This is a genomic window from Hydrogenophaga sp. ANAO-22 (genome assembly GCF_042466645.1).
In the GTDB taxonomy this organism is placed as follows: Bacteria; Pseudomonadota; Gammaproteobacteria; order Burkholderiales; family Burkholderiaceae_C; genus Hydrogenophaga.
In genome coordinates this window covers 2,240,518-2,267,055 of sequence record NZ_CP159956.1, presented here as the reverse complement: position 1 = coordinate 2,267,055, position 26,538 = coordinate 2,240,518, and the positions used below count along the sequence as shown (strand labels likewise).

Sequence of the window (26,538 nt, the reverse complement as noted above, 5' to 3'; positions counted from 1 at the left end):
CAGGACTGAACATGAGCAACGTGATCGATGTGACCCGCCCCGCGCCGCACGTGGCGAAGGTGTGGCTCAACCGCCCCGAGGTGCGCAACGCCTTCAACGACGACGTGATCGCCGCGCTCACCGCGACCTTCACCGAGCTGGCCCAGGACGAGTCCCTGCGCGTGGTCGTGCTCGGCGCGCACGGCAAGGCCTTCTGCGCCGGGGCCGATCTGAACTGGATGAAGACCATGGCCGGCTACAGCTGGGACCAGAACCGCGCCGACGCACAGCAGCTGGCCGACATGCTGTGGACGCTGGACCAGTGCCCGGTGCCGGTGGTCGGCCGCATCCAGGGCGACTGCTACGCCGGCGGCATGGGGCTGGCGGCCATCTGCGACGTGCTGGTGGCGGTGGAGGGCGCGACCTTCTGTCTGTCCGAAGCGCGCCTGGGCCTGCTGCCCGCCACCATCAGCCCCTACGTGGCGCGCGCCCTGGGCCTGCAGGCCTCGCGCCGCTACATGGTGACCGCCGAGCGCTTCAGCGCCGTGCGCGCGCACGCATTGGGCATGGTGCACGAACTCGCCACGCCCGAGACGCTGGACGCGAAGGTGGACGAGATCGTCGCCACGCTGGTGGCCAACGGCCCCAAGGCCGCGCGCGAGTGCAAGCGCCTGGTGCGCGACGTGGGCGGCCAGCCCATCACCGAGGCCCTGCGCAGCGAGACGGCGCGCCGCATCGCCGATGTGCGCGCCAGCGACGAAGGCCGCGAAGGCCTGCAGTCCTTCCTGCAGAAGCGCCCGCCCGGCTGGCTGCCGGCGGCCTGACCCGAGGAGGCGCCCCATGGCCGACTGGTTCCACACCCTGGGCACCCCAGAGCTGCTCGCGCTCGCGGGCGCGCTCGGCTGGGCCAGCGGTTTTCGCCTGTACGCCGTGGTGTTCATCGTCGGCCTGGCCGGCGCCATGGGCTGGATGGAGCTGCCCACCGGCCTGCAGGCGCTGCAGCACCCGGTGCTGCTGGGCACGGCCGGCTTCATGCTCTTCGTCGAGTTCTTCGCCGACAAGATCCCGGTAGTCGATTCGCTCTGGGACATGGTCAACAGCGTGGTGCGCATTCCGGCCGGCGCAGCGCTCGCGGCCGGCGTGTTCGGCGCCGACGGCGGCACCGTGGCGCTGGCCGCCGCGCTGCTCGGCGGCTCGCTCGCCGCCACCAGCCAGGCCGCCAAGACCACCACGCGCGCGGCCATCAACAGCTCGCCCGAGCCGTTCTCCAACCTCGGCATGAGCCTGGTCGAGGACGGCCTGGTGGTCGGCGCGGTCTGGCTTGCCACGAGCCACCCGCTGGTCTTCGTCGTCCTGCTCGCGATCACCGTCGTGCTGATGTGGATCGCCACCTGGATGCTTTTCAAGTTCCTGCGCGCGGTGTTCCGCCGCGCGCGCTCCTTCTTCACCGCCACCGCCTAGGAAGTCCCATGTTCCACAAGATCCTGATCGCCAACCGGGGCGAGATCGCCTGCCGCGTCGCCGCCACCGCGCGCCGCCTGGGCGTGAAGACCGTCGCCGTCTACTCGGACGCCGATGCGCGCGCCAAGCACGTGGCCGCCTGCGACGAGTCGGTGCACATCGGCGGCTCGGCGCCCAAGGAAAGTTACCTGCAGTGGGAGCGCATCATCGCCGCCGCCCAGGCCACGGGCGCGCAGGCCATCCACCCGGGTTACGGCTTCCTGAGCGAGAACGAGGCCTTCGCCAACGCCTGCGTGAAGGCCGGCCTGGTCTTCATCGGCCCGCCGTCGTCGGCGATCGAGGCCATGGGCCTGAAGGCGGAGTCCAAGCGCCTGATGGAAAAGGCCGGCGTGCCGCTGGTGCCGGGCTACCACGGTGCCGACCAGGACCCGGCCCTGCTCCAGCGCGAAGCCGACCGCATCGGCTACCCCGCGCTCATCAAGGCCAGCGCGGGCGGCGGCGGCAAGGGCATGCGCGTGGTCGAGAAGAGCGAGGACTTCGCCGCCGCGCTCGCCAGCTGCCAGCGCGAGGCGCGCAACAGCTTCGGCAGCGACGCGGTGCTGATCGAAAAATACGTGCAGCGCCCGCGCCACATCGAGATCCAGGTGTTCGGCGACACGCAGGGCGACTGCGTCTACCTGTTCGAGCGCGACTGTTCGGTGCAGCGCCGCCACCAGAAGGTGCTGGAAGAAGCGCCGGCGCCCGGCATGACGCCCGAGCTGCGTGCCCAGATGGGCGCGGCCGCTGTGGCGGCGGCCAAGGCGGTGAACTACGTGGGCGCGGGCACGGTGGAGTTCATCGTCGAACAGCCCGAGGGCTATGCCCATCCCGAAGCCATGCGCTTCTACTTCATGGAGATGAACACCCGCCTGCAGGTGGAGCACCCGGTCACCGAAGCCATCACCGGTCTCGATCTCGTGGAATGGCAGCTGCGCGTGGCCGGCGGCGAGCCCCTGCCGCTGAAGCAGGAAGACCTGCGCATCCACGGCCATGCGATCGAGGCGCGCATCTGCGCCGAGACGCCGGACAACAATTTCCTGCCCGCCACCGGCACGCTCACCGTCTACCGCAAGCCAGCCTGCGCCAGCTTCGAACGTGGCACGGTGCGGGTGGACGACGGCGTGCGCGAGGGCGACACCATCAGCCCGTTCTACGACTCCATGGTCGCCAAACTGATCGTGCACGGCGCCACGCGCGAAGAGGCCCTGTCGCGGCTGGACGCCGCGCTGGCCGAGACGCGCATCGTCGGTCTCTCGACCAACGTGCAGTTCCTGCGCCACGTGGTCACCAGCCGCGCGTTCGCCCAGGCCGAGCTGGATACGGCGCTGATCCCGCGCGAGGCCGCCGCGCTGTTCCACCAGGACAAGGTCGGCCTGCCGCTGGCCGTGGCCGCCGCGGTGGCGCAGACCCTGGTGGCCGAGCGCGCGGTCGAAGGCGCCGACCCGTTCTCGCGCCGCGACGGCTGGCGCCCGCACGGCATCACTGTGCGCCGCTTCGATTTCGAGTACCAGGGTGAAGCCCTGCTGGCCCACCTGAGCTACCTGCACGACGGCGCGCTGCAGCTCGCCGTGGGCGAGGTGAACGCCGTGCTGGACTTCGTGGCGCTGCCGGCCGACACCGGCACCCGCATGGACCTGCGCTTCAACGGCCAGCGCCAGACGGTGCAGACCTGGCAGGTGGACGAGAACGTGCATGTGTTCTGCGCCCTGGGCGCGACCCAGATCGTGGAGATCGATGCCCTGGCCCACGCGGGCGAAGCCGCCGCCGAAGGCGGGCGCCTCACCGCGCCCATGCCGGGCAAGGTGGTGTCGTTCGCGGTCAAGGCCGGCGACACGGTGACCAAGGGCCAGGCGCTGGCCGTGATGGAGGCGATGAAGATGGAGCACACCATCGCCGCGCCGGCCGACGGCACCGTGGCCGAGCTGCTCTACGCGCCCGGCGACCAGGTCAACGAGGGCGCCGAACTGCTCAAGCTCTCGGTGGGCTGACAGCGCCGCCGCGCGAGGCCGCGTAAGCTCGCCGCATGAACATCACTTTCTGCTGCGTCAACACCCGGGTCGGCCCCTGGCTGGCCGATCTGCGCCTGGCCCTGCCGCAGGCCAACGTCACCGAATGGCAACCCGGCGCGCCCCAGGCCGATCACGCCGTGGTCTGGGCGCCGCCGCAACAATTCATGGACGAACAGCCCGGCCTCAAGGGCCTGTTCAACATCGGCGCGGGCGTGGACGCACTGCTCAAGCTCAAGCTGCCGCCCGCCGCCAAGGTGGTGCGGCTCGACGATGCCGGCATGTCGGTGCAGATGGCCGAGTACGTGTGCCACGCCGTGATCCGCCACTTCCGCGAGTTCGACGCCTACGAAGCCGACGTGGCGCAGGGCCGCTGGTCTTACCGCAAGCCGCGCCTGCGGGCCGATTTCCCCGTTGGCGTGATGGGTCTGGGCGTGCTGGGCGAGCGCGTGGCCCTGGCCCTGCGCCAGTTCGACTTCCCGGTGCACGGCTGGAGCCGCTCGCCCAAGGTCATCGACGGCGTGATCGGCCACGTGGGCCACGCGGCCTTCGACAGCTTCCTGGCGTCGTGCCGGGTGCTGGTCAACCTGCTGCCGCTCACGCCGGACACGCGCGACATCCTCAACCGCGAGACGCTCTCGCGCCTGCGGCCCGAGGCCTACGTCATCAACGTCGCGCGCGGCGACCACCTGGTGGAAGACGACCTGCTCGCGCTGCTGGAGAGCGGCCACCTGGCCGGCGCCACGCTCGATGTGTTCCGCACCGAGCCGCTGCCCGCCCAGCATGGTTTCTGGAAACACCCGAAAATCACGGTCACGCCCCACACCTCGGCGCGCACGCTGCGCGAAGAAAGCATCGCCCAGATTGCCGGCAAGATCCTCGCGTTCGAACGCGGGGACCCGATCGCCGGCGTGGTCGATCCGGTGCGCGGGTACTGACCCCCTCGAAAGACCCCCATGAAACTGCCCTCCCGCGTCCAGCTCATCGACGTCGGCCCCCGAGACGGGCTGCAGAACGAGAAGCAGCCGGTGCCCGCGGCCGTCAAGGTCGAGCTGGTGCACCGCCTGCAGGCCGCCGGTCTGAAAGAGATCGAGGTCACCAGCTACGTGAGCCCCAAGTGGGTGCCGCAGATGGCCGACAACCACGAGGTCATGGGCGGCATCCGGCGCCAGGGCGGCGTCCGTTACTCGGTGCTCACGCCCAACCTCAAGGGCTACGAGGCTGCCGTGGCCGACAAGCCGGACGAGATCGTGGTGTTCGGCGCGGCCAGCGAGGCCTTCAGCCAGAAGAACATCAACTGCTCGATCGCCGAGAGCATCGAGCGCTTCGCGCCCGTGGTCGAGGCCGCGCGCGCGGCCGGCATCGCCGTGCGCGGCGCCATGAGCTGCACCGTGGGCTGCCCCTACGAAGGCGAGATTGCGCCCGAGCGCGTGGCCTACCTGGCCGGGCTCATGAAGGGCATCGGCGTGCAGCGCGTGGACGTGGCCGACACCATCGGCGTGGGCACGCCGCGCAAGGTGCAGGCCGCGATGGAGGCCACGCTGAAGCACTACGGCATCGACGACGTCTCGGGCCACTTCCACGACACCTACGGCCAGGCGCTGTCCAACACCCTGGCCGCGCTGGAGATGGGGGTCTGGAACTTCCAGTCCTCCGTGTCCGGCCTGGGCGGCTGCCCCTACGCCAAGGGCGCCACCGGCAACGTGGCGACCGAAGACGTGGTCTACCTGCTGCACGGCATGGGCATCGCCACCGGCATCGACCTCGACGCGCTGGTGGATGCCGGCGTCTACATCAGCGAACAGCTCGGCCGGCCCACCGGTTCGCGCGTGGCTCGCGCACTGCTCGCCAAACGCGCGGGCTGAAGGAAATCCACATGGAACTGCAAGTCTGGATGGCGTATTTCGTGGCCTCGTGGGCCATCGCGCTCTCGCCCGGTTCGGGCGCGGTGCTGTCGATGACGCACGGCCTGGCCTATGGCGTGAAGAAAACCAGCACGACCATCGCGGGCCTGCAACTGGGGCTGGCGGTGATCCTGCTGGTGGCCGGTGTGGGCGTCGGCGCCTTGCTGCTGGCCTCGGCCACCGCCTTCACCGTGGTGAAGTTCGCGGGCGCGGGCTACCTGATCTGGCTCGGTTTCAACCAGTGGCGAGCCCGCGTGGGCGTGGTGCCCGAGGCGGACGGGGCGGCGCCGGCCCAGGTGGCCGTGCCCTCGGCGCGCGAGCGCTTCGTCATGGGTTTCTTCACCAACGTGACCAACCCCAAGGGCATCGTGTTCATGGTGGCCGTGCTGCCGCAGTTCATCGACCCTACGCGCGGCCTCGGGTTGCAGTTGCTGATCCTGCTGGCCACCACGGTGGTGGTCGATCTGATCGTGATGCACGGCTACGCCTTCCTGGCCTCGCGCGCCCAGCGCTGGCTGGCCACGGCCCGCGCCCGGCGCGCGCAGAACCGCGTGTTCGGCGGCGTGCTCATGGCCATGGGCGCGAGCCTGCTGCTCGTCAAACGCGCGGCATGAGGAGCGACACCAGCATGTGCGGCGCCGAACTTCAGACCTTGCCCGAGACCGTGCAGCGCGTGGCGCGCGTGCTGCAGGACGCGGGCCATGCCCACGGCCCGGTGATGCTCGACGGCGCCGCGCGCACGGCGCAGCAGGCGGCCGACGCCCTGGGCGTGGCCCTGGGCCAGATCGCCAAGAGCATCATCTTCCGCCGCAAGAGCGACGACGCGGCCGTGCTGGTCATCACCTCGGGCGACCTGCGGGTGGACGAGAAGAAGGTGCAGGCCCTGGTGTGCGCCGACGGCGGCAAGCTCGGCCGGGCCGACGCCGACTTCGTCAAGGCGCGCACCGGGTTTTCCATCGGCGGTGTCTCGCCGCTGGCGCACGCGGTGGCGCCCGTCACGCTGATCGACGCGCAGCTCTCGCGCTTCGACGAGATCTGGGCCGCGGCCGGCCACCCGCACGCCGTGTTCCGCCTCAGCCCGGTGGAACTCCAGTCGCTGACCGGCGCACCGGTGCACGACGTCACCGTGGCGGCCTGAGCCCATGGCCCTGGAGACCCCCGCGATCACCCTTCAGGCCGCGCGCCGCCGTGCCGGGCTCCGGCCGGGCGTGCCTTCGCCGTGCATCTCGGTGTGCGAAATGGACGAGGCCCGCAGCCGTTGCAAGGGGTGCTTCCGCACGCTGGAGGAAATCGGTTTCTGGAGCCGTGCCAGCGATGCGGACAAGTTGGTGATCTGGCAGCAGATCGAAGCCCGGCAACTGGCCCCCTGATGCCCTCGCACACGAGATCTTCATGACCGATATCACCTTCTTCTACGACCCGATCTCGCCCTACGCCCATCTGGCGTTCGAGCGGCTGCCCGAAGCCCTGATGGGCCACAGCGTGCAGGTGCGCTACCGGCCCGTGCTGTTCGCCGCGCTGCTCAAGGCGCACGGCCAGCTGGGCCCGGCCGAGATCCCGGCCAAGCGCAACTGGACCTACCGCCACGTGAGCTGGCTCGGGCACCACCACGGCGTGGCGCTCGACATGCCGGCCGCGCACCCGTTCAACCCGCTGCCCCTGCTGCGCCTGGGCCTGGCCTGCGCGACGGACGATGCGCCGGGCGAGACCAACCGCTACGTCACCGAGCTGCTGTTCCGCCATGTCTGGCGCGGCGGGCTCGACGCCGCCGACCCGGTGCGGCTGGCCGAGTTGCAGGCCCTGCTGCAGGACCACGTGGCGCAGCGCGGCAAGCTCTGGAACGCGCCCGACAGCGAGGTGGTCAAGCAGCGCCTGCGCGCCAACACCGACGAGGCGCTCGCGCTTGGCCTGTTCGGCGTGCCGGCGATGGTGGTGGACGGCCGCGTGTTCTGGGGACAGGACGCCCTGCCCATGCTGCGCGCCTACCTGGACGGCGACAGCTGGTTCGAGACCCAGTGGGGCGCGGCGGCGCAGCGGCCTGAGGGCGTGCGCCGGCCTCAGGCCTGAAAAGCTGCCGCCACGCCCATCACCTCGCCGGTGTGGGCTGCTTCATACCCTTTGAGCGCGGCCACGCGCGCGCGGAACGCCGGTGAGCGCAGCACCGTGAGCACCGGGCGCAATTCCGCGCGGTCCAGCGCGTCGGCCGGCAGCGCGAAAAAATAGCGCTCCTTCAGCAGGGGGATGAAATGCAGGCCGAAGCGGTGCGCGGCGGTCTGCACGCCGATGCCCACGTCGGCCATGCCGCTGGCCACGTAGGCGGCCACGGCGGCGTGGGTGAGTTCGGTGTTGTCGTAACCCGCCACCGCCTGCGGCGCGATGCCTTCGCGTTTGAGCAGCAGGTCGGTCAACACCCGCGTGCCCGAGCCCTCGGGCCGGTTGACGAAGCGCAGCCCGGGCCGCGTGAGGTCGCCCAGCCCACGCAGGCCCTGCGGGTTGCCCGCCGCCACGAACAGCCCCTGCGTGCGCACCGCCAATTGCACCAGCAGGTGCTGGTCGGGCTTGAGCCAGGTCAGGTAGCGCCGGGCGGCGGCGGCCTCGAACTCGCCCAGCGGCACGTGAAAACCCGCCAGCTCGCAATCGCCCTGCGCGAGCGCGGCCACGGCCTCCAGGCTGCTGCGGTAACGCAGTTCCACCGGCACCTGGCGCGCCGCCAGCTGTTCGCGCAGCGCGGCCACCGCGAAGCCGTGGCTGGCGTGCAGGCGCGGCACGGCGCGCTGGCGGCGCTGCACGCGCCCGAGCTCGCCTTCGAGTTCCGAGGCCAGCGATTCGAGCAAGGGTTGCAGGCGCGCGCCGATGCGCGCGTCGGCCCAGATGAGTTTTTCACCCAGCGGCGTGAGCGCCGAGCCGCGCCCGCGCCCGCGCACCAGCAGCGGTTGGCCGAACAGCTGCTCGGCCTGCTGCAGCAGGCCCCAGGCATGTCGGTACGACAGGCCCAGCTCGCGCCCGGCCTGCGAGATGCTGCCCGAACCCTGAACCGCCGCGAGCAGGCCGAGCAAGGTGTTGGCGTCGAGCGCGAGGCCGTCTTCCTGGGCGATGCGCCATTGGGGTTGGAGGGTGATGCGCAGCATGGGGGGAAGCCCGACTTTATGAACTGCCAAACATATTAAAACAACCCATACGGTGCTACGCTGAAAAAATGACCAGAACGACGGCCCACGAGACCCCCGAGCGCCCCACCAGCACCGTGATTCCCATCCGCCCGATCGAGGCCATGGGGCGCGGCAAGGCGCGCCACACGCCCAAGGGGCGGCAGTCCTCACCCGAAGCACGCGAGCGCGTGGCCGCGCTGTGCGATGGCCTGGCGCCGCGCGCCGACCTGCTGATCGAACACCTGCACCGCCTGCAGGATGCCGAGGGCGCGCTGCGCCACGGCCACCTGGCCGCGCTGGCCGAGCGCCTGCGGCTGAGCCAGGTCGAGGTCTTCGAGGTGGCGAGCTTCTACCACCACTTCGAGATCGTGGACGACGCCGCGCCCGTGCCGCAGACCGTGGTGCGCGTGTGCACCAGCCTCTCGTGCGCCATGGCCGGCGGTGGGGAACTGCTGGCCGACCTGCAGACCGCGCTGGCGGGCGATGACACGGTGCGCGCGCAGGCCGCACCCTGCATCGGCCAGTGCCACGTGGCGCCGGCCGCCTGTGTGGGCCAGCGCCAGCTGCCGCAGGCCAGCGTGGCTGGCGTGCAGGCCCTGCTCGCCAGCGGCGAGACCGGGCCGCGCCAGCTGCCCGAGCCAGCCGGCTCTGAATTCAAACAGCTGCGAAGCCTGCTCGCGGGTGCGCTCAGCGCCGAACAGGTCCTGACCGAATTGAAAGCCTCCAACCTGCGTGGCCTGGGCGGCGCGGGCTTTCCGTCCTGGCGCAAGTGGGAGACGGTGCGCGCCCAGCCCGGCCCGCGCCACATGGTGGTCAACATCGACGAGGGTGAGGTCGGCACCTTCAAGGACTGGCAGGTGCTCAGCAGCGCCGAGGCCGGCGCGCCGCAGATGCTCGAAGGCCTGCTGATCGCCGCCGAGGTGGTGGGCATCTCGCACGCCTGGATCTACCTGCGCGACGAATACCACGACGTGCGCGAACTGCTCACGCGCGAACTCGCGCGGCTCGACGCCACCCTGCGCGCGCTGATCGAACAGCATCCCGGTTACACGCCCCCGCGCATCGAGCTGCGGCGCGGCGCGGGCGCCTACATCTGCGGCGAAGAGTCGGCGCTGATCGAATCGGTGGAAGGCAAGCGCGGCCTGCCGCGGCTCAAGCCGCCCATCGTGGCCATGCACGGCGTGTTCGGCCGGCCCACGCTGGCGCACAACCCCGAAACGCTGTGGTGGCTGCCGCCGATCCTGGCCAAGGGCGGAGCCTGGCTGGCCGGCGAGGGCCTGCGCGGGCGCACCGGCCTGCGGCGCTTCTCGGTCTCGGGCCGCGTGAACAAGCCGGGCGTGCACCTGGCGCCCGCCGGCATCACCTTGCGCGAGCTCGTCAACGAACACGCGGGCGGCATGGCCGAAGGCCACACGCTCTACGCCTACCTGCCGGGCGGGGCCTCGGGCGGCATCCTGCCGGCCTCGCTGGCCGACGTGCCGCTGGACTTCGACACCCTGGTCGACCACGGCAGCTTCATCGGCTCCATGGCCGTGGTGGTGATGAGCCAGCACGACACGGCGCGCGGCGCCGCGCTCAACCTCATGCAGTTCTTCGAGCACGAGTCCTGCGGCCAGTGCACGCCCTGCCGCGCCGGCACCACGAAGGCGGTGCAGCTCATGCAGGCGCCGGTATGGAACGCCCCGCTGCTCGGAGAGCTCTCGCAGGTGATGCGCGACGCCAGCATCTGCGGCCTGGGCCAGGCCGCGCCCAACCCGGTGGACAGCGTGCTGCGCTTCTTTGCCCATGAAGTGAACGCCGGAGGTGCGGCATGAAGACCGACGACCTGCCCCTGGACGCGACGCCGATCGCCTTCACCCTCAACGGCCGCGCGCTGGAAGCCGCGCCCGGCGAGAGCATCCTGAAAGCCGCGCAGCGCGCCGGCGTCGAGATACCGCACCTGTGCCACAAGGACGGCCTGCGCAGCCCCGGCAACTGCCGCGCCTGCGTGGTCGACATCGAAGGCGAGCGCGTGCTCGCGCCCTCGTGCTGCCGCGCGCCCAGCGCCGGCATGGTGGTGCACAGCGACAACGCGCGCGCCAGCGCCGCGCAGAAGACGGTGCTGGAGCTGCTGCTGTCCGACGCGCCCGACACCGCCGCGCTCAAGTTCGACAGCGAGCTGGCGCACTGGGCCGAGGTGGCCGGCGCCTTGCCCGGGCGTTTCCCCGCGCGCGCCGCCGCCGTGCACGACCTGAGCCACCCGGCGATGGCGGTCAACCTGGACGCCTGCATCCAGTGCACGCGCTGCATCCGCGCCTGCCGCGAGACCCAGGGCAACGACGTGCTGGGCCTGGCCTTCCGGGGCGGCCACGCGCAGATCGTGTTCGACCAGAACGACCCCATGGGCGCCAGCACCTGCGTGGCCTGCGGCGAGTGTGTGCAGGCCTGTCCCACGGGCGCCATCGCCCCGGCCAATGGCGCCTTCGCCAAACCCTCGCAGCAGCAGGTCGACTCGGTCTGCCCCTTCTGCGGCGTCGGTTGTCAGCTCACCTACCACGTCAACGACGACCAGATCGAACACGTCGAAGGCATCGCCGGGCCGGCCAACGAAGGCCGCCTGTGCGTCAAGGGCCGATTCGGTTTCGACTACGCGCACAGCCCCGAGCGCCTCACGCGCCCGCTGATCCGCCGTGCCGGCGTGCCCAAGGACCCGCACGGCGAGCTGCGCCGCCTCACGCCCGAGCAGGTGCGCGAGCGCTTCCGCGAAGCCAGCTGGGACGAGGCGCTGGACGCCGCCGCCGAAGGTTTCCGCCAGGCCCTGGCCGCCACACCAGCGCGCGGGCGCCAGGGCCCGGTGGCCGGCTTCGGTTCGGCCAAGGGCACGAACGAGGAGGCCTACCTGTTCCAGAAGCTGATCCGCACCGCGTTCGACACGCACAACGTGGACCACTGCACCCGCCTGTGCCACGCCTCCAGCGTGGCCGCGCTGATGGAAGGCCTGGGCTCGGCGGTGGTCACCAACCCGCTGCGCGACGTGCAGTTCGCCGACTTCGTGCTGCTGATCGGCGCCAACCCGGCGCAGAACCACCCCGTGGGCGCGACCTGGATCAAGAACGCGGTGAAGAAAAACGGCCTGAAGCTGGTGCTGGCCGACCCGCGCCGCACCGAGCTCGCGCGCCACAGCTGGAAGCACCTGGGCTTCAAGTCCGGCACCGACGTGGCCCTGCTCAACGCGCTGCTGCACACCATCGTGTTCGAAGGCCTCACCGACCCGGCCTACATCGAAGCCCACACGCTGGACTTCGCGCAGCTCAAGGCCCACTTGGTGGACTTCTCGCCCGAGGCGATGGCGCCGGTCTGTGGCATCGACGCGGCCACGCTGCGCGAGGTCGCGCGCGCCTACGCCACGGCGAAGAACGCCATGATCCTCTGGGGCATGGGCATCAGCCAGCACACGCACGGCACCGACAACGCGCGCTGCCTGATCGCGCTCGCGCTGGTCACCGGCCAGATCGGCCGGCCCGGCACCGGCCTGCACCCGCTGCGTGGTCAGAACAACGTGCAAGGCGCGAGCGACGCCGGGCTGATCCCCATGGTGCTGCCCGACTACCAGCGCGTGGCCGACGGCCCGGCGCGCGAGAAGGCCGAGCGCCTGTGGCACCTCGCGCCCGGCACGCTGCGCAGCGAACCCGGCCTCACGGTGGTGGAAATCGTCGACGCGGCCCACCGCAAGGAGATCCGCGCCATGCTGATCCAGGGCGAGAACCCGGCCATGAGCGACCCCGACGCGGCCCACGCGCGCGAGGCGCTCGCGGGGCTGGACCATCTGGTGGTGCAGGACATCTTCCTCACCGAGACCGCCAGTCTGGCCGACGTGGTGCTGCCCGCCACCGCCTGGCCCGAGAAAACCGGCAGCGTGACCAACACCGACCGCTGCGTGCAGCTCGGCCGCAAGGCCGTGCCCGCGCCGGGCGAGGCCCGTGCCGACGCCTGGATCACCGAACAGCTCGCGCGCCGCCTCGGCCTGGGCTGGACCTACGGCGTCGCCGCCGACGGCAGCGGGACGGACGACGCCGCGCAGGGCATCGGCGCCGTGTTCGAGGAAATGCGCGCCCTCATGCCCAGCATCGCCGGCCTGTCGTGGTCGCGCCTGCGCCGCGAGGGCGCGGTCACCTACCCGGTGGCGGACGACGCCGACCCCGGCCAGCCGGTGGTGTTCACCGACGGCTTCCCCACGCCCAGCGGCCGCGCCTCGCTGGTGGGTGCGGTGCTCACGCCGCCGGCCGAGCAGCCCGACGCCGAATTCCCCATGGTGCTCATCACCGGCCGCCAGCTCGAACACTGGCACACCGGCAGCATGACGCGGCGCAGCGGCGTGCTCGACGCGCTCGAACCCAGCCCCGTGGTGAGCCTGCACCCCGAGACCGCCCGGCGGCTCGGGCTGTGGGCCGGCGCGCAAGCGCAGGTGCGCTCCCGGCGCGGCGAGGTGGCCCTGCCGGTGCGGATCGACGACGGCATGCCACGCGAGACCGCCTTCATTCCTTTCGCTTACGCCGAGGCCGCGGCCAACCTGCTCACCAACCCCGCCCTGGACCCGGTGGGCAAGATCGCGGAATTGAAGTACTGTGCGGTGGACGTGCGGCCCGTTGTGGCCGCGCGTGATCCGGCCCGGCATTGACCTGCCTCAACGCGGCAGATTGACGGGACTCCTACGATGAACCCTCCGCCCGACGGGTGGGGCGGTTCACATCTCATGCAAGGAGCGCCACCATGTTCAAGAAAATTCTCGTGCCCACCGACGGTTCCACGCTGGCCGCGCAGGCCACCACGGTCGCGTTGGGGCTGGCCAAGAGCCTGAACGCGCAGATCATCGGCGTCAACGTGATCGACCCGTTCCCGTACATCGGCATCGGCGACGCCTCGGCCGTGGGCCTGCAGGCCTACCTGACCGAAGCCAAGAGCGCGGCCGGCCAGGCGCTGGACGCGGTGCGCCAGGCCTGCGAGGCCCAGGGCGTGGTGTTCGCGGCGGGTGACACCATCGAACGCAACGTGGTCTACGAAGGCATCATCGAAACGGCCGAGGCCGAAGGCTGCGACCTGATCGTGATGGGCTCGCACGGCCGCCAGGGCGTGAAGGCGCTGATCCTGGGCAGCGTGGCGCAGAAGGTGCTGACGCACGCCAAGGTGCCGGTGCTGATCGTCAAGGGCTGAGGGCCGACCGTTCGGCGCCTGCCCATCGGGGTGAACCCTTGGATGGGGCCCCTGCCTGACCCGCTGACAGCGAGTTGACAGCGGGGCTTCCTAGCATCTCTTCCACAGATGGCGCGCCGTGCCGCGCCACACCGGAGGAGACATGCGGCGCAATCAATTCCTCATGGCACTGGGCGGCTGGGCGGCGGCATCTTGCCTGCCCGCGCGCGCCAGCGGCGCGGATCGCCTGTCCGTGCTGATCCCCGCGAGCGCGGGCGGCGGCTGGGACGCCACCGGCCGCGCGCTCGGTGCGGCGATGGTCGCGACCGGGCGCTACCGCGAGGCCGTCTACGACAACCAGGGCGGCGCCGCGGGCACCCTGGGCCTCGCCGCCTTCGTCCAGGCGGCGCGGGGTCAGCCGAATGCCCTGCTCATCATGGGCGCGGTCATGATCGGTGGCCTGGTGTCGTCGAAGACACCGCTGCGCCAGCTGCAGCAATGCACGCCGATCGCGCGCCTCACCAGCGAGTACAGCGCCTTCGCCGTGGCGGCCGGCTCCCCGATCCGGTCGCTGGGCGCCGTCGCCGAGCGGCTGCGCCAGGCCTCCGGCAGCGTGCGCTTCGGGGGCGGTTCGAAGGCCTCGACCGAGCACATCGCCGTCTCGATGTTCGCGCGCAGCCTGCGCGTGCCGCCGCGGGAGATCCGCTACCTGCCCCATGGCGGCGGCGCGGACGCGGTGGCCGCCCTGCTCAAGGGCGAGATCGATGTGGTGGGCGGTGGCTACGGGGAACTGGCCCAGGGCATCGCCCGGGGCCAGCTGCGCCTGCTCGGTGTGACCGCGCAACGGCGCCTGCCCGGCTTGCCGGACGTGCCCACGCTCAAGGAGCAGGGGTACGACGTCACCATCGGCAACTGGCGCGGCGTCTACGGCGCGCCCGGCATCAGCGACGCTCAGCGTGCCGCGCTCACGCAGGCGGTGGCCGAGGCCGTGAAGTCGCCGGCCTGGCGGCAGGCCGCCGAGCGCCATGGCTGGACGCCCGCGTTCACCACGGGCCGGGACTTCGAGGCCTTCGTCGAATTCGAGTACGCCGCCACGACGGCGATCCTGTTCCTGTCGGGCATGTTGTAGCCCGGCGCGCAAGGGGCCCTTTGTGGGGTGTTGACGCGGCGCCGCCCGGTGCCGCGTCTTTTTTTGGGGGGTCAGCGGCGGAATTTGCCGCTGGCGTCCACGATGGACAGGTCGGCGAAATCCAGCCCGGTGTGGTTGCTCGGGCTGTAGTGCACGGTCAGGCCACCCAGGTCGTAGCTCTTCAGGTTCTCCAGCGCGTCGCGCAGGGCCACGGGCGTGGGATTCGGGCCGGCGCGGCGCAGGCCTTCGGTCAGCACCTTGGCGGCGGCGTAGCCTTCCATCATGGCGGGCGACACGCCCGCCAGGCCCTTGGCCTTGGCGAATTCCTGCGCTTCCTTGATCAGGCCATAGGCGACCGAGCGCTCGTTGGGAAACACCTGCGTCACGATCACACCGCGCGCGTGCTCGCCCAGCAGCTTGATGAAGCCGTCCGAGGCGTTGTTCGAGAGCGTGACCACCTGCGCGCGCGAACCGGCGGTGCGCACCGCCTTGACCGCGTTGGCGGTGTTGCCGGCCGAGCCGATCACCATCACCGCTTGCGCGTTGCTCTCGTGGACCCGCTTGGACAGCTCGGTGAAGTCGGGCTTGTCGCGCGGGAACTTTTCATGCAGCACCGGCTTGAGCTTGGCCTTGTCGAAGCCCTTGAGCGCCCCGGCCGCCGAATCGGCGCCGAAGGAATCGTCGGTCTCCAGCACCGCGATGCGCGTGATGCCGATGCTTGCCAGGTGTTCGATGGCCTTGGCGGCCTCGCGCTGGTAGGTGGCGCGCACGTTGAACACCCAGGGGTTGACCGGCTGGTGCAGCGCCATGGCGCCGGTGCTCGGCCCGACCAGCGGCACCTTGAGCTCGGCCAGCATGGGCAGCAGGGCCTGCGAATGCGGCGTGCCGCGGTTCAGGAACAGGGCCAGCACCCGCTGTTTCGTGATCAGTTCGCGCGCCACCTCCACCGTGACCTTGGGGTCGAACTTGTCGTCCACCGTGATCAGCTCGATCTTCTGGCCGTTGACACCGCCGCGCGCGTTGATGGTGTCGAAGTACAGCTGGGCCCCCTCGTGGTTCTCCTTCACCCCCGCCGCCACCGAGCCGCTGAAGCCCGAGGGCATGCCCACGCGCAGCTGGGCCCAGGCGGGGGCCGCGAAGGCGAGCAGACCGCTCAGGCCAAAGGTCATCCACGCACGCGTTGTAAACAGGTGTTTCAGGCTCATCGGCGGTGTCTCCTTGAATGGGCCGAGTCTATGCAGGGCGTTCTGGCGGGAAATTGTGGATATGACGTATCGGCCGGCGGCTTTGTCACACCCCTCCGTAGAATCTTTGCGTCCCCCTCTGGAGCCCATGCATGTCCGATGCCTTTCTGCCCGCCGATCCACCCGTGGGCGCGATTTCAACCGTGTCCGAGGCCGAAGGGCGCGACCACCCGACGGAAGGCGGCTCCGGGCTGATCCGCATCCGGGGGGCGCGCCAGCACAACCTCAAGAACCTCGACCTCGACATCCGCACGGGTGAGCTCACCGTGGTCACCGGGCCCAGCGGCTCGGGCAAGTCCAGCCTCGTGTTCGACACCCTGTTCGCCGAAGGCCAGCGCCGCTACGTCGAGACCTTCAGCGCCTACGCGCGCCAGTTCCTGGACCGCATGGACAAACCGGCCGTCGACCGGGTCGACGGTGTGCCGCCGGCGATCGCGATCGACCAGACCAACCCGGTGCGCTCCTCGCGCTCCACCGTGGGCACCATGACGGAGCTCAACGACCACCTCAAGCTGCTGTTCGCGCGCGGCGCCGACCTGTTCGACCGCGAGACCGCGCTGCCGGTGCGGCACGACTCGCCCGAATCGATCTATGCCGAGCTCAAGGCGCGCGCGGTGCGCCAGGGCGATCCGCGCCTGGTGCTGACTTTCCCGGTGGAGTTGCCGGCCAGCACCACGCCCGAGGAAGTGGAGCAGTGGCTCTCGGCCAGCGGGTACACCCGCGTGCAGGCCGAGCGGGTGGTGCAGCGCGAGGTGGCGCCGGTGGAGGCCAAGACCCCCGCCAAGGGCAAGGCCAAGGCGGTGGCCAGCGAATCGGTCAAGGTGCTCGACGTGGTGGCCGACCGCTTCCGCATCGGCACGGTCGAGCCGGCGCGCGCGATGGAGGCGATCGAAGCCGGCCTCAAGCGCGGCAGCGGCAAGCTGATGGTCTATGTGCTGGCCGAAGAAGACGAGCCCGAGATCTGGCGCTTCAGCACCGGTCTGCACTGCCCGGAAAGCGACATCCGCTACAGCGAACCCACGCCCTCGATGTTCTCGTTCAACTCGGCGGTGGGCGCCTGCGAGGCTTGCCGGGGCTTCGGGCGCGTGATCGGTGTGGACTACGGCCTGGTCATCCCCAACGACAAGCTCACGCTGCGCGCCGGCGCGGTCAAGGTGTTCCAGACACCCGCGTGGAAGGAATGCCAGGACGACATGATGCGGCACGCCGAGTCCGCCGGCATCCCGCGCGACACGCCCTGGGCCAAGCTCACGCCCGAGCAGCAGCACTGGGTGAAGGCCGGTTCGCCTCTGTGGAACGGCAAGTGGAACCAGCAGTGGTACGGCGTCGACCGCTTCTTCGAGTACCTGGAGAGCAAGGCCTACAAGATGCACATCCGGGTGCTGCTGTCCAAGTACCGCAGCTACACCGAGTGCCCGAGCTGCCACGGCGCGCGCCTCAAGACCGACAGCCTGCTCTGGCGCATCGGCAGCAAGGCCCAGGCCGACGCGGTGCTGCCCGCGCAGAAGCGCTACCTGCCGCAGGGCGTGAAGTGGAGTCGCGCGCAGCTCGAAGCCATGCCCGGTCTGTGCCTGCACGACCTGATGCTGATGCCGCTGGACAAGCTGCGCGGCTTCTTCGCCGCGCTCGACGCCACGCTGGCGCCCGCGGGCAGCGACACGGCCGCCGCCGGCCAGGCCCAGGCCTTGCGCCTGCTGTTCGAGGAAATCAACACCCGCATCCGCTACCTGTGCGAGGTCGGCATCGGCTACCTCACGCTGGACCGCCAGAGCCGCACGCTCAGTGGCGGCGAGGTGCAGCGCATCAACCTCACCACCGCGCTGGGCACCTCGCTGGTGAACACCCTGTTCGTGCTCGACGAACCCAGCATCGGCCTGCACCCGCGCGACATGGCGCGCATCAACGACGCCATGCTGCGCCTGCGCGACGCCGGCAACACGCTGGTGGTGGTGGAGCACGACCCGGCCGTGATGCTCGCGGCCGACCGCCTGATCGACATGGGCCCGGGCCCGGGCGAGCGCGGCGGGCAGATCGTGTTCGACGGCACGCCCGAAGCGATCCGCTCGGCCGACACGCTCACCGGCGCCTACCTCGGCTCGCGCAAGACCATCGGCATGGGCTTCAAGCGCATGGTCACCGACAGCACGCCGCGCCTCATCCTCGAAGGCGCGCGCGAACACAACCTCAAGGACGTGTCGGTCGAGTTCCCGCTGCAGCGCCTGGTGGTGGTCACCGGCGTGTCGGGCTCGGGCAAGTCCAGCCTGATCCAGGACGTGCTCGCGCCCGCGCTGCTGCGCCACTTCGGCAAGTCCACCGAGAGCCCGGGCGCGCACGACCGCCTGCTCGGGGCCGACCACCTGAGCGAGGTCGTGTTCGTCGACCAGTCGCCCATCGGCAAGACGGCGCGCTCCAACCCGGTGAGCTACGTGGGCGCGTGGGACGCGATCCGCGCGCTGTTCGCCGAGGCGCCGCTGTCGCGCCAGCGCAGCTACACGCCGGCCAAGTTCAGCTTCAACAGCGGCGACGGGCGCTGCCCGACCTGCGGCGGCTCGGGCTTCGAGCACGTGGAGATGCAGTTCCTCAGCGACGTGTACCTGCGCTGCCCGGACTGCGACGGCAAACGCTACCGGCCCGAAATCCTGGAGGTGAAGATCCAGCGCGGAGGCCGTTCGCTCAACGTGGCCGACGTGCTGGACCTCACCGTGAGCGAGGCCGCCGCGCTGTTCGCAGGCGACCGCGAGGTCATCCGCGTGCTGCAGCCCATCGTGGACGTGGGCCTGGAGTACGTGAAGCTGGGCCAGCCCGTGCCCACGCTCTCGGGCGGCGAGGCGCAGCGCCTCAAGCTCGCGGGCTTCCTGGCCGAGGCTTCGAAGAACAGCAGCGCGAGCCGCCAGGCGGTGGCGCGCAAGGGCACGCTGTTCCTGTTCGACGAGCCCACCACCGGCCTGCACTTCGACGACATCGCCAAGCTCATGCGCAGCCTGCGCAAGCTGCTCGACGCCGGCCACTCGCTGGTGGTGATCGAGCACAACCTGGACGTGATCCGCTCGGCCGACTGGCTGATCGACCTGGGCCCCGAGGGCGGCGATGCGGGCGGCCTGATCGTGGCTGAGGGCCCGCCCGAGGCCGTGCGCGAACACGCCAGCAGCCACACCGCGAAGGCCTTGCGCGAGTACGCGCTGGCCATGGGCGAGGTGCACGAAGTGCGCGAAGGCCGGGCCCGGGGCCTGCAGCCGGCACGCGCGCGCAACGAGGGGCCACACGCCCACGCCATCCGCATCGTCAACGCCAAGGAGCACAACCTCAAGAACCTGAGCGTGGACATTCCGCGCGGCAAGTTCAACGTCATCTCCGGCGTGAGCGGCTCGGGCAAGTCGACGCTGGCTTTCGACATCCTGTTCAACGAAGGCCAGCGGCGTTACCTGGAGAGCCTCAACGCCTATGCGCGCAGCATCGTGCAGCCCGCGGGCCGGCCCGAGGTGGACGCGGTCTATGGCATCCCGCCCACGGTGGCGATCGAGCAGCGCCTCTCGCGCGGCGGCCGCAAGTCCACCGTGGGCACCACCACCGAGGTCTGGCATTTCCTGCGCCTGCTGTACGTGAAGCTGGGCACGCAGCATTGCATGTACGACGGCGCGGTCGTGATGCCGCAAAGCCCCGACAGCATCGTCGCCGCCATCCTGGCGCGCTACAAGGGCCAGCACATCGGCCTGCTCGCGCCGCTGGTGGTCAACCGCAAGGGCGTGTACACCGAGCTGGCCGACTGGGCGCGCCCGCGTGGCCACACCCACCTGCGGGTGGACGGCGAGTTCCTGCCCACCACCGGCTTCCCGCGCATCGACCGCTTCAAGGAGCACACCATCGAACTGCCGGTGGCCGACTTCGTGGTCAGCGCCGACGACGAGACCGCGCTGCGCCAGCAGCTCACCAAGGCGCTGGAGATCGGCAAGGGCCAGGTGCACGTGCTCTCGCCGCTGGACGGCCTGGCCCAGGCGCTGGCCGAAGGCCGGCCCACGCGCGAGCTTGGCAAGCTGGAGGTGTTTTCCACCACGCGCGCCTGCCCGGAGTGCGCCACCAGCTACCCCGAACTCGACCCGCGCCTCTTCTCGTACAACAGCAAACATGGCTGGTGCCCCGACTGCGTGGGCACCGGCGTGAAGCTCTCGCGCGACCAGCTCAAGGCACTGGACGATTCGGTGCGCGACGACAAGGAAAAAGGCCGCGAGCAGAGTTTTGCCGAACCCGAGGTGGACGGCGTGACGGACGAGGTCTGCCCGTTCTGCTCGGGCAAGCGACTGAACCTGCAGGCCCGCTCGGTGCGCTTCGCCGGCGTGGGCATCGCCGACGTGGCCCGCCTTTCGGTGCGCGAGGTGCGCGCCTGGGTGCAAGGGTTGATGCAAGACCTGGCGCTCAGCGCGCGCGAGGCCGACATCGCGCGCGACCTGCTGCCCGAGATCGAGAGCCGGCTGGCCTTCCTCGAAGAGGTGGGCCTGAACTACCTCACGCTGGACCGCGGCGCGCCCACGCTCAGCGGCGGCGAGGCGCAGCGCATCCGCCTGGCGGCGCAGCTGGGCAGCAACCTGCAGGGCGTGTGCTACGTGCTCGACGAGCCCACCATCGGCCTGCACGCGCGCGACAACGCCATCCTGCTCAACGCGCTGCACAAGCTCGGCGACCAGGGCAACACCCTGGTGGTGGTGGAGCACGACGAGGACACCATCCGCCGCGCCGACCACATCATCGACATCGGCCCGAGCGCGGGCAAGCGCGGCGGGCGCGTGGTGGCCCAGGGGTCGGTGGACGACCTCTCGGCCAACGCCGACTCAGTGACCGGGCGCTACCTGCTGCACGCGATGAAGCACCCGCTGCAGGCGCGCCGTGGCGTGCTGCCGGCGCTGGACGACAGCGCGCCCTGGCTGCGCGTGCGCGGCGCGAAGCTGCACAACCTGAACGAGCTCGACGCCGCGGTGCCGCTGCAGCGCCTGGTGGTCATCACCGGCGTGTCGGGCTCGGGCAAGTCCACGCTTGCGCGCGACGTGCTGCTGACCAACGTGGCCGCCGCCGTGAGCCAGCGCAGCACCAAGGCCGGGCGCGACGCCATGGACAAGGGCAAGCACCCCGCCTGGAGCGGCTGCGCCAGCGTGAGTGGTTTCGAGACCGTGGACCGCGTGCTCGAAGTCGACCAGACGCCGATCGGCAAGACGCCGCGCAGCTGCCCGGCCACCTACATCGGCTTCTGGGACACGGTGCGCAAGCTGTTCGCCGACACGCTGGAGGCCAAGGCGCGCGGTTACGGCCCCGGCCGCTTCAGCTTCAACACCGGCGAAGGCCGCTGCCCGGGCTGCGAAGGGCAGGGCATGCGCACCATCGAGATGAGCTTCCTGCCCGACGTGAAGGTGCCCTGCGAGGTCTGCCACGGCGCGCGCTTCAACCCCGAGACGCTGGCCGTGACCTGGAAGGGCAAGAGCATTGGCGACGTGCTGCAGATGGAGGTGGACGAGGCGGTGGACTTCTTCGCCAGCATGCCCAACATCAGCCACCCGCTGCAGCTGCTCAAGGACGTGGGCCTGGGCTACCTCACGCTGGGCCAGCCCAGCCCCACGCTCAGCGGCGGGGAGGCGCAGCGCATCAAGCTGGTGACCGAACTCAGCAAGGTGCGCGACGACGTCACGCGCCGGGGCCAGAAGCCACCGCACACGCTCTACGTGCTCGACGAGCCCACGGTGGGCCTGCACATGGCCGACGTGGAGAAGCTGATTCGGGTGCTGCACCGCCTGGTGGATGGCGGCCACAGCGTGGTGGTGATCGAGCACGACCTGGACGTGATGGCCGAGGCCGACTGGATCATCGACCTGGGCCCCGAGGGTGGCAACGGCGGGGGCCGCATCGTGGCCGCCGCGCCGCCCGACGAGGTGGTGCGCCTGGACACGCACACCGGGCGTGTGCTGGGGCCGGTGCTGGCCAGGACGTGATGCCGGAGGGCCAGGTCATCCACATCCACGCCGAGGCGCCGGCCAAGCCGGCTCTGGGCGCGCCGTGCAACGGCTGCGGGGTGTGTTGCCTGGCCGAGCCTTGTCCTTTGGGGCGGGTGATTTCGCGCAAGCGCGTGGGCGCGTGCGACGCGCTGCGCTGGGACGGCGCCTTGTCGGTCTACCGCTGTGGCGCCATCACCGACGCGCGGGGCGTGCTGGGCCCGCGCTGGCGCTGGGCGGCGCCGGTGTTCCAGCGGCTGGCGCGGCGCTGGATCGCGGCCGGCGTGGGCTGCGACGCCGCGCTGCAGACCGAGCGCGGCGGCTGAGCGCTCAGCGCGCGAACAGCCCGACCACGCCCACCGCCAGCACGGCCACCGCCCACAGCAGCAGGCGCGTGCGCTTGCGCAGCAGGTCCACGGCACCCACCAGGCGCGCGTTCTGTTCGGCCAGTTCGGTCAGGGTCTGCGCCATCTGGGCCTGCACCGCAGCCTGCTGGTCGATCAGCTGCCGCGCCTCGATCAGGCGGTTCTTGAGTTCCCCCAGGGTGGGCGGGGCATCGCCCAGGTCCAGCGGCACCGGCGCGGTCGTGCCGGCGGGTGGCGCCTTCGAGCGGTCCAGCAGCTTGCGCGCGGCGTTGAGCACCGTGGGCGCGTGTTCGATCACGTCCCCCCAGGGGATCACTTTCAGGGCAACCAGCCAGGGAATGGCCATGGGGAGATCCTTTCGCTTGTCAGGTTGGGAGCCGCTCAGCCGCGCGGGGTTCCTTCAGATGGGGCCGAAACGGTCCGTCTCAACAGCCACCAGCCCAGGCCGGCGACCGACAGCAGCAGGGCCGGGAAGCCCAGCGTGGGCGCCCACTGCAGCGCGGCGGCGCCCAGCGCGGGCGCGAGCACCCCGCCCAGGGTGTAGGACAGCACCAGCACGGCGGTGCTGTTGACCAGGGTGATGCCTTCCTCGCGCGAGCCGATGTCGATCATCGCCAGCGTGTACAGACAACCGCCCGCGCCGCCCCAGAGGAAGGCCACGGGCGCGGCCAGCCAGGGCGTGCCGGCCACGAAGGGGATGACCAAGGTGGCCAGCAGGGTGATGAGGGCGCAGACCCGCATGATCGCCAGGCGCGCGCGGTGGCCGTCGCCCCAGCGCTGTGCCGGGTGGTGGGCCATGCGGTCGGCCAGCACGCCGGCGGGCAGCATCATGAGCGCGCTGCCCAGGCCGCTTGCCGAGACCAGCAGCGCCGCCACGGTGGCGCCCAGGCCCAGCGCCAGGCCGTAGAGCGGCAGGATGGACGTGAGGCCGCTTTCGAAGAAACCACCGACGAAGCCCACGGTCATGATCAGCGGGTGCGCCAGCAGCGCGTGCCACACGCCCGACAGGCCCACCTTCGCGCTGTGCGCGTCGGCCGCGTCGGGCAGGCGCGGGATCAGCAGGCTCCAGACCAGGCCGATGGCCATGAAGCCCAGCGCGATCCACAGCGCCGCGTCGCTGTCGGCTCCGACCCAGGCCAGCATGAGCGGGCCGACCACGAAGGTGATGCCCACCATGGTCTCGAAGATGCCCACGTAGCGCCCGCGCTGCCCGGGCGGCGAGAACTCGGCCACCACGGCCTCGGCCAGCACCCAGCGCAGGCCCGAGGCCATGCCGGCGGCGATCTTGAACACGAACCAGAGCCAGAGCAGCGGCGTGAAGGCGAAGCCGGCGGTGGCGATCACCGGGATCAGCGCGGCCAGCCACAGCGTGGGCCGCCGGCCCAGGCGCTGCGTGATGGCCGAGGCGAACGGCGTCATGAAGAACACGCCGAGCCAGCCGCTGGCGGCGAACACACCGGCCAGCGCGGTCGATTCGCCGCCGCCCTTGAGGCGCAACAGCAGCAGCGGCGTGAGCATGAAGTAGCCCACCAGCTCGAAGAAGGTGGAGCCGAAGATCGCGACCAGGCCGAGCCGCGCCTCGGCGGGCGGGTGGTCGGGCAGGGTGCCGGTGGGCGGCAGCGGGTGTTCGCTCATGCGCCCGCGGCCCGCGCGCCCAGCACCGCGTCGGCCACCTCGGTGAAACCCGCGCCGCGCTCGCCTGCCGCCACGTAGCGCGGGTGTTGCGTGAGCGCGCCCCAGAAGCGCGCGACGTTGGCCACGCCCACGCTGTGCGGGAAATGGCCGAACATGCGCGCGTCGTTGGTCGAGTCGCCGACGTAGACCCAGCGGTCGAGTTCGTCGTCGAGCGAGCGGCCCAGGCGCGATCGCACGATCCAGCGCGCGCCGGCCAGCTTGTCGTGCTCGCCGATCCAGCCGTTGATGTGGATGGAGCTCACGGTGGCGTTGAGGCCTTCGCTTTTCATCAGCTGCACCACGGTGGCGATGTCGGCCTCGCTCAGGTGCGCGAACTCGCTGTGGTCGATCGCGATGTCGGTCTCGCGCCCGGGGCTGTCGGTGGCCAGTCGGGCCTGCGGCAGCTCGGCCAGCACGCGTTGCGCGGTGGCCTGCAGTTTCGCGAAATGGGCGGCGCGCGTGGCCGCGTCCTGCAGGTAGTCGCGCTGGAGTTCGCCCGAGTCGCCGCGCCACAGCGCCACGGCGCCGTTCTCGGCCACGATGGCGTCCACCGGCCAGGCCAGCGCGAAGGCCTCGCTCCAGCCGGCGGGCCGGCCCGTGATGGCGAACACCGGCAGGCCGGCGGTGCGCAGGCGGTGCAAGGCGTCCAGGGCATCGGGGGTGATCGCGCCCTCGGTCGTGAGGGTGTCGTCGATGTCGGTCAGCACGCCGTGGATGCGGGCGCGCTCCGTGGCGGGCCAGAGGGTGAGGGGATTCATGCGCATGGAAGGCGGGCAGTGTCGCACAGGGCCCCGGGCGCCGCAGGTGCCACCGGCGACGCGCGGCAGGGGGCAGATCGAGGCCGCTGCGGTAGAATCGCGCGATCCGAGGAGCGTTGCAGCGCCCCCACTGAACACTTCAGCAGCGGGGCGTGAGGCTCGGACCATCCATGCAACGACGCTCATCCACATCCCGTGCGATGAGTTCTTTTTGACTCAATGCCAGATGTGGTTTGTCCATCCTTTCCGGAGCGAACCATGAATGCACGTCTGAACAACCCGACCGCCGACAGCGCGATCGCCGACCTTTCCCTGGCCGAGTGGGGCCGCAAGGAAATCCGCATTGCGGAAACCGAAATGCCCGGCCTGATGGCCATCCGCGAGGAATTCGCCGCCGCCAAGCCGCTCAAGGGCGCGCGCATCACCGGCAGCATCCACATGACGATCCAGACCGCGGTGCTGGTCGAAACCCTGCAGGCCCTGGGCGCGAGCGTGCGCTGGGCTTCGTGCAACATCTTCTCCACGCAAGACCACGCCGCCGCCGCGCTGGTCGCGCAGGGCACGCCGGTGTTCGCGCACAAGGGCGAGACCCTGGCCGAGTACTGGGACTTCACCCACCGCATCTTTGAGTTCGGCGCCGCCGGCACCGAAGGCGAAGGCCCCAACATGATCCTGGACGACGGCGGCGACGCCACGTTGCTGATGATCCTGGGCCAGAAGGCCGAGAAGGACCTCTCGGTCATCAGCAAGCCGACCAGCGAAGAAGAAACCTGCCTGTTCGCCGCCATCAAGGCCAAGCTCGCGCAGGACCCGACCTGGTACACCCGCAAGGCCAGCCAGATCATTGGCGTGACCGAAGAGACCACCACCGGCGTGCACCGCCTGAAGGAAATGGCTGCCCGGGGCACGCTGCCGTTCCGCGCCATCAACGTGAACGACTCGGTGACCAAGAGCAAGTTCGACAACCTGTACGGCTGCCGCGAATCGCTGGTCGACGGCATCAAGCGCGCCACCGACGTGATGATCGCCGGCAAGGTCGCCGTGGTCGCCGGCTACGGTGACGTGGGCAAGGGTTCGGCCCAGGCGCTGCGCGCGCTGTCGGCCCAGGTGTGGGTGACCGAGATCGACCCCATCAACGCCCTGCAGGCCGCGATGGAAGGCTACAAGGTCGTGACCATGGAGTACGCCGCCGACAAGGCCGACATCTTCGTGACCACCACCGGCAACAAATCCATCATCACGCACGACCACATGGCCGCGATGAAGGACCAGGCCATCGTCTGCAACATCGGCCACTTCGACAACGAGATCGACATCGCCTCGATCGAGAAGTACGAATGGGAAGAGATCAAGCCGCAGGTCGACCACGTCAAGTTCCCCGACGGCAAGAAGATCATCATGCTGGCCAAGGGCCGCCTGGTGAACCTGGGCTGCGGCACCGGCCACCCCAGCTTCGTGATGTCGAGCTCGTTCGCGAACCAGACCATTGCCCAGATCGAGCTGTTCACGCAGCCGAAGAAGTACGAAGTGGGCCAGGTCTACGTGCTGCCCAAGCACCTGGACGAGAAGGTCGCGCGCCTGCACCTGAAGAAGGTCGGCGCCATGCTGACCGAGCTGACCGACGAGCAGGCCGCCTACATCGGCGTGAGCAAGGCCGGCCCGTACAAGCCGGACACCTACCGGTATTGA

At 70.5% G+C, this 26,538-nt stretch carries 21 protein-coding genes and 1 riboswitch; of the genes, 16 read left to right on the top strand and 5 right to left on the bottom strand.

Annotation, left to right across the window (positions count from 1 at the left end; all coding sequences use genetic code 11):
- Positions 1 to 11: 11 nt before the first annotated feature.
- Genes ABSY19_RS10815 through ABSY19_RS10775 form a run of 9 tightly spaced genes read left to right on the top strand, consistent with a single transcriptional unit; the run spans position 12 to position 7,456 of the window.
- The gene (locus tag ABSY19_RS10815; RefSeq protein ID WP_382162463.1) at positions 12 to 803 is read left to right on the top strand and encodes an enoyl-CoA hydratase/isomerase family protein; all 792 of its coding nucleotides are present in this window, start codon (positions 12 to 14) and stop codon (positions 801 to 803) included.
- 16 nt (positions 804 to 819) lie between these two features.
- The gene (locus ABSY19_RS10810; protein ID WP_382162460.1) at positions 820 to 1,440 is read left to right on the top strand and encodes a DUF4126 domain-containing protein; all 621 of its coding nucleotides are present in this window, start codon (positions 820 to 822) and stop codon (positions 1,438 to 1,440) included.
- 8 nt (positions 1,441 to 1,448) lie between these two features.
- The gene (locus ABSY19_RS10805; RefSeq protein ID WP_382162457.1) at positions 1,449 to 3,467 is read left to right on the top strand and encodes an acetyl/propionyl/methylcrotonyl-CoA carboxylase subunit alpha; all 2,019 of its coding nucleotides are present in this window, start codon (positions 1,449 to 1,451) and stop codon (positions 3,465 to 3,467) included.
- A gap of 35 nt (positions 3,468 to 3,502) precedes the next feature.
- On the top strand, positions 3,503 to 4,423 hold the full coding sequence (locus ABSY19_RS10800) for a 2-hydroxyacid dehydrogenase (RefSeq protein WP_382162454.1): 921 nt from the start codon (positions 3,503 to 3,505) through the stop codon (positions 4,421 to 4,423).
- A gap of 18 nt (positions 4,424 to 4,441) precedes the next feature.
- On the top strand, positions 4,442 to 5,350 hold the full coding sequence (locus ABSY19_RS10795; RefSeq protein ID WP_382162451.1) for a hydroxymethylglutaryl-CoA lyase: 909 nt from the start codon (positions 4,442 to 4,444) through the stop codon (positions 5,348 to 5,350).
- Between the two features lie 11 nt (positions 5,351 to 5,361).
- Complete coding sequence (locus ABSY19_RS10790) at positions 5,362 to 6,003, top strand: LysE family transporter (protein WP_382162447.1); 642 nt, start codon at positions 5,362 to 5,364, stop codon at positions 6,001 to 6,003.
- A 14-nt stretch (positions 6,004 to 6,017) separates the two neighbouring features.
- The gene (locus ABSY19_RS10785) at positions 6,018 to 6,527 is read left to right on the top strand and encodes a YbaK/EbsC family protein (RefSeq protein ID WP_382163764.1); all 510 of its coding nucleotides are present in this window, start codon (positions 6,018 to 6,020) and stop codon (positions 6,525 to 6,527) included.
- A 4-nt stretch (positions 6,528 to 6,531) separates the two neighbouring features.
- Positions 6,532 to 6,759 (top strand): DUF1289 domain-containing protein, encoded by a 228-nt coding sequence (locus tag ABSY19_RS10780; RefSeq protein WP_382162444.1) that lies wholly within the window; start codon positions 6,532 to 6,534, stop codon positions 6,757 to 6,759.
- A 22-nt stretch (positions 6,760 to 6,781) separates the two neighbouring features.
- Positions 6,782 to 7,456, top strand: coding sequence for a 2-hydroxychromene-2-carboxylate isomerase (locus ABSY19_RS10775; RefSeq protein ID WP_382162441.1), 675 nt, complete (start codon positions 6,782 to 6,784; stop codon positions 7,454 to 7,456).
- Here ABSY19_RS10775 and ABSY19_RS10770 read toward each other — a convergent pair.
- Positions 7,447 to 8,517 (bottom strand): substrate-binding domain-containing protein, encoded by a 1,071-nt coding sequence (locus ABSY19_RS10770; RefSeq protein ID WP_382162438.1) that lies wholly within the window; start codon positions 8,515 to 8,517, stop codon positions 7,447 to 7,449. The two genes, ABSY19_RS10775 and ABSY19_RS10770, sit on opposite strands and share 10 nt — an antisense overlap.
- Positions 8,518 to 8,585: 68 nt before the next feature.
- On the opposite strand from ABSY19_RS10770, the gene ABSY19_RS10765 reads away from it, so the two are divergent.
- The 4 genes from ABSY19_RS10765 to ABSY19_RS10750 all read left to right on the top strand — a co-directional run bounded on the left by ABSY19_RS10765 (position 8,586) and on the right by ABSY19_RS10750 (position 14,836).
- Entirely contained in the window at positions 8,586 to 10,352 is a 1,767-nt protein-coding gene (locus tag ABSY19_RS10765; RefSeq protein ID WP_382162434.1) for an NADH-ubiquinone oxidoreductase-F iron-sulfur binding region domain-containing protein, read from the top strand.
- Positions 10,349 to 13,195 (top strand): molybdopterin-dependent oxidoreductase, encoded by a 2,847-nt coding sequence (locus ABSY19_RS10760; RefSeq protein WP_382162431.1) that lies wholly within the window; start codon positions 10,349 to 10,351, stop codon positions 13,193 to 13,195. Before ABSY19_RS10765 ends, ABSY19_RS10760 begins: the two co-directional genes overlap by 4 nt.
- A 92-nt stretch (positions 13,196 to 13,287) precedes the next feature.
- Positions 13,288 to 13,728 (top strand): universal stress protein, encoded by a 441-nt coding sequence (locus ABSY19_RS10755; RefSeq protein WP_291120538.1) that lies wholly within the window; start codon positions 13,288 to 13,290, stop codon positions 13,726 to 13,728.
- A gap of 142 nt (positions 13,729 to 13,870) precedes the next feature.
- Positions 13,871 to 14,836, top strand: a complete 966-nt coding sequence (locus ABSY19_RS10750) for a Bug family tripartite tricarboxylate transporter substrate binding protein (RefSeq protein ID WP_382162429.1) — start codon at positions 13,871 to 13,873, stop codon at positions 14,834 to 14,836.
- Positions 14,837 to 14,907: 71 nt separating this feature from the next.
- Here ABSY19_RS10750 and ABSY19_RS10745 read toward each other — a convergent pair whose 3' ends face one another.
- Positions 14,908 to 16,041, bottom strand: a complete 1,134-nt coding sequence (locus ABSY19_RS10745; protein WP_382162426.1) for an ABC transporter substrate-binding protein — start codon at positions 16,039 to 16,041, stop codon at positions 14,908 to 14,910.
- A gap of 131 nt (positions 16,042 to 16,172) precedes the next feature.
- Between ABSY19_RS10745 and uvrA the strand changes: the two genes are divergently transcribed.
- On the top strand, positions 16,173 to 22,052 hold the full coding sequence (uvrA, locus tag ABSY19_RS10740; protein ID WP_382162423.1) for an excinuclease ABC subunit UvrA: 5,880 nt from the start codon (positions 16,173 to 16,175) through the stop codon (positions 22,050 to 22,052).
- Positions 22,052 to 22,378, top strand: coding sequence for a hypothetical protein (locus tag ABSY19_RS10735; RefSeq protein WP_382162420.1), 327 nt, complete (start codon positions 22,052 to 22,054; stop codon positions 22,376 to 22,378). Before uvrA ends, ABSY19_RS10735 begins: the two co-directional genes overlap by 1 nt.
- A 4-nt stretch (positions 22,379 to 22,382) precedes the next feature.
- Here the strand turns inward: ABSY19_RS10735 and ABSY19_RS10730 are convergent, their stop codons facing one another.
- The 3 genes from ABSY19_RS10730 to ABSY19_RS10720 are packed head-to-tail and all read right to left on the bottom strand — an operon-like array spanning position 22,383 to position 24,849.
- Positions 22,383 to 22,763: a hypothetical protein gene (locus ABSY19_RS10730; RefSeq protein ID WP_382162417.1), complete on the bottom strand. Its 381-nt coding sequence runs from the start codon at positions 22,761 to 22,763 to the stop codon at positions 22,383 to 22,385.
- A 35-nt stretch (positions 22,764 to 22,798) separates the two neighbouring features.
- Complete coding sequence (locus ABSY19_RS10725) at positions 22,799 to 24,052, bottom strand: MFS transporter (protein WP_382162413.1); 1,254 nt, start codon at positions 24,050 to 24,052, stop codon at positions 22,799 to 22,801.
- On the bottom strand, positions 24,049 to 24,849 hold the full coding sequence (locus ABSY19_RS10720) for an HAD-IIB family hydrolase (RefSeq protein ID WP_382162410.1): 801 nt from the start codon (positions 24,847 to 24,849) through the stop codon (positions 24,049 to 24,051). The genes ABSY19_RS10725 and ABSY19_RS10720 overlap by 4 nt, the downstream gene beginning before the upstream one ends.
- Before the next feature lie 102 nt (positions 24,850 to 24,951).
- Positions 24,952 to 25,040: riboswitch (S-adenosyl-L-homocysteine riboswitch) on the top strand.
- Positions 25,041 to 25,107: 67 nt separating this feature from the next.
- Here ABSY19_RS10720 and ahcY point away from each other — a divergent pair.
- Positions 25,108 to 26,538 carry an adenosylhomocysteinase gene (gene ahcY / locus ABSY19_RS10715; RefSeq protein ID WP_382162407.1) on the top strand — a complete coding sequence of 477 codons (1,431 nt, stop codon included), beginning with the start codon at positions 25,108 to 25,110 and terminating at the stop codon, positions 26,536 to 26,538.